This window comes from Mesorhizobium sp. M1A.F.Ca.IN.020.06.1.1, from assembly GCF_004023265.1.
GTDB lineage: Bacteria > Pseudomonadota > Alphaproteobacteria > Rhizobiales > Rhizobiaceae > Mesorhizobium.
Window position 1 is genome coordinate 1 of record NZ_RZSR01000321.1, and the last position, 5,785, is coordinate 5,785.

Here is a 5,785-nt window from a genome sequence, read left to right on the forward strand (position 1 = left end):
GGCACAACGTGCCGCTGATCGACATCCTCAGCCGCCAGTTCGGCTTGCCGGTACGGCTGGAGAACGACGCCAATGCCGCGGCGCTCGGCGAGTGGCGTTTCGGCGCCGGCCGCGGCGCGGGCTCGCTGGTGTTCGTCACCGTCTCGACCGGCATCGGCGGCGGCGTGGTTGCTGATGGCCACATCTACCATGGAAGGCGCGGGCTCGCGGCCGAGATCGGCCACATGACGATCACCGGCGAAGGCGACCGCTGTTTCTGCGGCAACGTCGGCTGCTTCGAGGCCGTTGCTTCCGGCACCGCGCTCGGGCGCCGGGCGACCCGGCTCACCAAGCCAGGCGACGGCTCGGTGCTCAGACGGCTTTCCGACGACGGCGACGTCTCGGCCCGGCATGTCGTGGATGCCGCGCGCGCCGGCGACGCGGCCGCCGGCGAACTGGTCGACACCGAGGCGAAATGGCTGGGCATCGGCTTCACCAATCTCCTGCATCTCTATTCGCCGGACCTGATCGTCATGGGCGGCGGCCTTGCCAACGGCTTCGACCTGCTGGCGCCCGGCATCAGGGCGACGGTCGACGAGCGCGCCATGAAGGCATATCGCGACGTGCCGATCGTGCCGGCCGAGCTCGGCGACCGCGCCGGGCTGGTCGGCGCGGCAAGCCTGATCCTGTGGGAGGGCGAGCCGGGAACGGCGCTGGCGATGGTGCAGAATGAGCAGACGAAGCCCGTCGAAAAGGCCGGCGCTTCGGCCCGATCGATCATCGAACGGATGAAGGAGAGCGAAGGGAACTGAGACCGCTCGCCTTCCTATTGTCCGCGCCCGGCTCGGTCTTGGGCTGAGGTCGCGCCAGAAGATAAAGGGCGGCCACGTGCGTAATCATCAGCAGGGGCACATAGATGATCGGGATCGCGTATGCGGCGCCCAGCTGCCCGGCCTGCTCGGGCAGATGAAGCACGGTGCCGTGATAGTAATCGCCGACGAGGTCGACTATTCCTACCAGATTGAAGGCTGCGACGGACGGCCAGAAGATCGAGGGCCGCCTCACGCCAAGCAGCGCCAGCATGGCCAGCAGCCCGGTCGCGAAATCGCCATAGGCGGCAAAGACGGCGAAGTCCGCCGGGAGGTTCGGGCCAACGACGCCCGGAACCAGGAAGGCCAGCCCGAAGAATCGGAAGCTGTGCAGCGTCGCGATGGCGCGCTGCGCCTCGACGCGGTCCATGAGCCTGAGCCTCGGCCAGATATAGGCGCCGAAGCAAAGCAGCCACGGGACGTAGCCCAGGAGGAGATGGATGCTGAAGATCGTGGCCGGCGTCATTCTTGTCTCCCGTCAGACATTGGCTGGAACGGCTTCGAATACCGCCGTCAGGATACCGAGACGGCCTTCCAACAGATTGCGTCCAAGATTGGCGGCATAATCCGCGGAACCCGGCCCCATGACGACGCCGAGATTTAGCGAAGGCGGCGGCCCCGACGCCCGCAGCCGCACGCGATCCAAATCGTCCGTCATTGCCACTTCCCTTCAGCCTTCCAATCGACAACACAGATACGACCGCTTTGTGCCGGGAAGTATCCGCGATAATCTCCATGGGTCATGAAGCAAAACTTCACAGTCCGGCATGGCGCGCTCGACGGCGTCGAGGCGTTCCTGAGCGTCGCCAGGCATCGCAATTTCCGCAAGGCGGCGGCGGAGCTTGGCGTCACGCCGTCGGCGATCAGCCAGGCGGTGCGGACTTTGGAAGGGCGCATCGGCGCCGCGCTGTTCGTCCGCACGACACGCAGCGTCGGCCTGACCGAAGCCGGCGAGCGTTTTTTCTCGCGCGCCCGGCCAGCCTTCGAGGAATTGATAGCAGCAAGCGAGGTCGCGCGCGAAATCGGCCAGCGGCCGGCTGGACTTTTGCGCCTGTCGGTTCCGCCTGCGGTGGTGCCGACGCTGCTGGAGCCGATGATCGCATCCTTCTGCCAGGCCTATCCCGAGATCGAGCTGGAGATCGTCGCTAGCGGCGAACTGGCGGACCTCGCAGCCGAGGGATTCGACGCCGGTATCCGGCTCGGCGACCTCATCGCGGCCGACATGGTCGCGGTTCGACTGACGCCGTCCTTTCCGATGGTGGTCGTCGGCAGTCCCGGCTATCTACGCCAGCGAACAACGCCGGAGCGCATCGAGGATCTGCGCCACCATGCCTGCCTGCGCCTGCGCCGATCGAACGGTTCGGTCGCGCCGTGGCGCTTCACCAAGGGCAACAAGGCGGTCGAGGCAATCGTTTCCGGGCCGTTCATTGCACACGACTATCCCACGCTGCGTGGCGCTGCGATCCAGGGCGCCGGGCTTGCCCAGGTGCCAAGCCCGATTGCCGCCGCGGCGCTCGCGGACGGGCGCCTCGAAACGCTGCTTTCGGCCTTCGCCGCGACATCGCCGGGTGTCTTCCTCTACTATCCGGAAAAACATCAGGTCCTGCCCAAACTGCGCGCATTCATCGATCACATCAGGTATCGAGGCGGCGCCGAGACCACCCGAAAACGGCCGAGGGGACGGCAGGCTCAGGCTTAACGCATCAGACCGATCGACCGGGCACACGCCTCTCTCAGATGCGGAGCAGATCAGCGAGGCTGTCGGACTTCTCGACCTTGTCGGTGAGATCGAGGCCCGAGAGCAGATCGACCAGATGGCTGTTCATCAGCGCCGCGGCGTCGGCGCTGTCGCCGGCTTCAATGGCGTCGACCAACGCGTGATGGGCATGTTTCTCGCAGGTGGCGTCGCGGCGTTTCCAGTAGAGCGCGATGATCAGCGAGGAATGCGAGACGAGGTCGCGCACGAAGTTGGTGAATACCGAATGAGCCGCGATCTCGGCGATGCCGACATGGAAGCGCGCCGACAGCATGATGGCGTCGCTATCGCGACCGGCATGCAGCGCCTCATGCTCCTTCTCCAGGTGCATTCGCAATTGCGCGATGTCGGAGGGCACCGCAGCCTTTGCGGCGAGCGCCGCCACCTTGGGTTCGATCAGCGCCCTCGCCTCGAACACTTCGCGCGCCTCGATCTTCGAAGGCTGCGCGACGAAGGCGCCGCGATTGGGCTCCAGCCGCGCCAGCCGGTCATGCGCAAGGGCCTGCAAGGCGGCGCGGACGACGGTGCGGCTCACTGAATAGATCGATGCCAGCTCGTCCTCGGGCAGCTTGGTGCCCGGAGCGAGACGATGGCTGACGATGGCGTCTCTCAGCCCATAGTAGATCGGCGACCAGCGCGCTGCCGGCTTGTCGTCGCGATCGTCTTCTCTGAGTACCGTCAACATGCTTTCAATGCGCAGGCCCGACGCGGCCCGCTCTGCCCCCAAATCGCCAGCGGCCGGTCCAATCTAATGGCGCTCGCGCCCCGGTCAATCCCGCGGGATCGATCTCCCGGGGCCACGTTCAGCCGGGCGAACCGGCGCCCGGGGGAGACGCCGAAGCGAAGATACCCGCGAAACGCTTGCCTCGCGGGGCGGCATAGCCGCCGATCTTCGATGTCTTCAAGCCGACCTTGAACAGGCTCTCGGCCAGGGTGACGGCGCAGACGACGCCGTCAAGCACCGGAACGCCATGCTCTTGCGACAGGCTGTGCGCAAGGTCGGCCATGCCGGCGCAGCCCAGCACGATCGCCTCGGCGTGATCCTCGCGAATGGCGCGCGCGATCTCGTCCGAGATCCGATGCCTGGCGTTCGAGCCTGGCCGTTCAAGCTCGAGCACGGCGACTTCCGACGAGCGCACTTTGGCGCAGCGCGAGGAAAGACCGTATTTCGCAAGGTTGTGCTCGATGGCGGGGACTGAGCGGGCAAGCGTGGTGACCACGCTGAACTTGCCGGCGACAAGGCTGGCGAGATGGAAGGCCGCCTCGCCGATGCCGATGACCGGCGCTTCGGTCGCGCAGCGCGCGGCGTCGAGCCCGGTATCGTCGAAGCAGGCGATCACATAGGCATCCGCCGCCGGCGCCTTGCTCATCTCGGCGATGATGCCCGGTACGGCAAACACCTCGTCGAAATAGCCCTCGATGCTCGGCGGCCCATCGGCCGGATTGACAGCGACGATCTCGGTTCCTGAGGACGCGACGCTTGTCGCCGCCTTGCCGATCTTGCCGGTCATCGAAGCGGTCGTGTTGGGGTTGATGACGAGTATGCGCATGGAAATCAGCCTCAGATCTCGCCGCCGAGATAAAGACGCTTGACCCGGTCGTCGCTCAGCAGTTCGGCGGAGTTGCCGCTCAGGGCGACGCTGCCGGTGGTCAGCGCATAGGCGCGCTGCGAAATGCGAAGCGCCATGCGGGAATTCTGCTCGACCAACAGAACGCTGACCTTCTCGTCGCGGTTGATGGCGACAATCGAGCGGGCGATGTCCTGGACAAGTTTTGGCGCGACTCCGAGCGACGGCTCGTCGAGCAGCAAAAGCTTCGGCTTGGCCATCAGCGCGCGGCCGATGACCAGCATCTGCTGTTCGCCGCCGCTCATCGTGCCGGCAGCTTGGGAGAAGCGCTCCTTCAGCCGGGGAAAGCGCCCCAGCACCATCTCCAACGTCGCCGCGATCTCGGCCTTGCTCGAGCGCGTGAAGGCACCCATCAAAAGGTTGTCCCTGACCGTCATATAGGGAAAGACGCGGCGCCCTTCCGGCACCATGGCGATGCCCATCTTGACGATCTCGTCTGGAGCGGCACCGTCGATGCGCTTGCCGCTGTAGTGGATCTCTCCGGACCTTATCCGGTTGAGCCCGGTAATGGCGCGCAGGATCGACGACTTGCCGGCGCCGTTGGCGCCGATCAGCGCGACGGTCTCGCCCTCATTGACCTCGAGCGAGACGCCCTTCAGCGCATATACGTGATCGTAATAGAGTTCGACGCCGGCGAAGTTCAGGATCTGGTTCATAGCCCGATCGCCTCGTCTTCGCTGCCGAGATAGGCTTCGATGACCTTCTCGTTGGCCTGGATTTCCGACGGTGTTCCCTCGGCGATCTTCTGCCCGAAATTGAGCACCACGATACGGTCCGAGATCTTCATCACGGCCGGCATGTCGTGCTCGACGAGCAGGATGGTGAGGCCGAGATCGCGCAGGCGCCGCACCATCGCCACCATGCGCATCGTCTCCTCGTGATTCATGCCGGCGAAGGGCTCGTCGAGCAGCAGGATCGAGGGATCGGTGGCAAGGCCGATCGCGATGCCCAGCGCGCGCAAATGGCCATGTGGCAGGTTGCGGGCGATCTCGCTGGCAAGCGAGGCCAGGCCGAGCAGCGCCAGGATCTCGTCGGCGGACTGGCCGAAAGCCGCTTCGTCGGCCTTGGCCGTGCCGGTGCCGAGAAAGAAGCCGACGAGGCTCGCCTTCGAGCGCAGATGATGCGCGATAATGACGTTGTCGCGCACGCTCATGTTCTTGAAGATCGTCGTTTCCTGGAAGGTGCGCACGACGCCCTTGCGCGCGGCGATATGCGGCGCCATGCCGGAGATGCGTTCACCCTTCAGGCGGACCTCGCCGGACGTTGGCCTGAGGAACGACGAGATCAGCTTGAACAGCGTCGATTTGCCGGCGCCGTTCGGACCAATGACCGAGAGAATCTCCTTCTCGCGCACCGAGAAGGAGACGTTGTTGACCGCGACGAGACCGCCGAAGCGCTTGGTGATGCCGGAAACTTCGAGCATTTCGGCCATGGCTCAAGCCTTCTTCCGGGTCGGAACCGTGAGGCTGAGCAGGCCGTTGGGCAGCACCAGCATCAAAACGATCATCAGGCCGGAATAGATCAGGAGCTGGAATTGGCCGGTCTGGAACAAG

Annotated in this window: 8 protein-coding genes; 2 read left to right on the plus strand and 6 right to left on the minus strand. The window is 65.2% G+C overall.

The window, feature by feature from the left end; translation table 11 throughout:
- Nucleotides 1-791 (plus strand): ROK family protein (locus EOA60_RS15795; RefSeq protein ID WP_245502567.1); only part of this gene is annotated, 791 nt, incomplete at its 5' end.
- Here the strand turns inward: EOA60_RS15795 and EOA60_RS15800 are convergent.
- On the minus strand, nt 757-1,314 hold the full coding sequence (locus tag EOA60_RS15800) for a hypothetical protein (RefSeq protein WP_245322304.1): 558 nt from the start codon (nt 1,312-1,314) through the stop codon (nt 757-759). The two genes, EOA60_RS15795 and EOA60_RS15800, sit on opposite strands and share 35 nt — an antisense overlap.
- Before the next feature lie 12 nt (nt 1,315-1,326).
- Nucleotides 1,327-1,506, minus strand: coding sequence for a hypothetical protein (locus tag EOA60_RS15805; RefSeq protein WP_245322305.1), 180 nt, complete (start codon nt 1,504-1,506; stop codon nt 1,327-1,329).
- 84 nt (nt 1,507-1,590) lie between these two features.
- On the opposite strand from EOA60_RS15805, the gene EOA60_RS15810 reads away from it, so the two are divergent.
- Complete coding sequence (locus EOA60_RS15810; RefSeq protein WP_127335836.1) at nt 1,591-2,547, plus strand: LysR family transcriptional regulator; 957 nt, start codon at nt 1,591-1,593, stop codon at nt 2,545-2,547.
- A gap of 34 nt (nt 2,548-2,581) precedes the next feature.
- On the opposite strand, the gene EOA60_RS15815 is transcribed toward EOA60_RS15810, so the two are convergent.
- The 4 genes from EOA60_RS15815 to EOA60_RS15830 form a co-directional block, all read right to left on the minus strand.
- Nucleotides 2,582-3,289: a GntR family transcriptional regulator gene (locus EOA60_RS15815; protein WP_095823898.1), complete on the minus strand. Its 708-nt coding sequence runs from the start codon at nt 3,287-3,289 to the stop codon at nt 2,582-2,584.
- A 118-nt stretch (nt 3,290-3,407) separates the two neighbouring features.
- Entirely contained in the window at nt 3,408-4,154 is a 747-nt protein-coding gene (locus EOA60_RS15820) for an aspartate/glutamate racemase family protein (RefSeq protein WP_095823899.1), read from the minus strand.
- A gap of 11 nt (nt 4,155-4,165) precedes the next feature.
- Complete coding sequence (locus EOA60_RS15825; RefSeq protein WP_066989044.1) at nt 4,166-4,888, minus strand: ABC transporter ATP-binding protein; 723 nt, start codon at nt 4,886-4,888, stop codon at nt 4,166-4,168.
- Entirely contained in the window at nt 4,885-5,664 is a 780-nt protein-coding gene (locus EOA60_RS15830; protein ID WP_095776295.1) for an ABC transporter ATP-binding protein, read from the minus strand. Before EOA60_RS15830 ends, EOA60_RS15825 begins: the two co-directional genes overlap by 4 nt.
- Between the last annotated feature and the right edge of the window lie 121 nt (nt 5,665-5,785).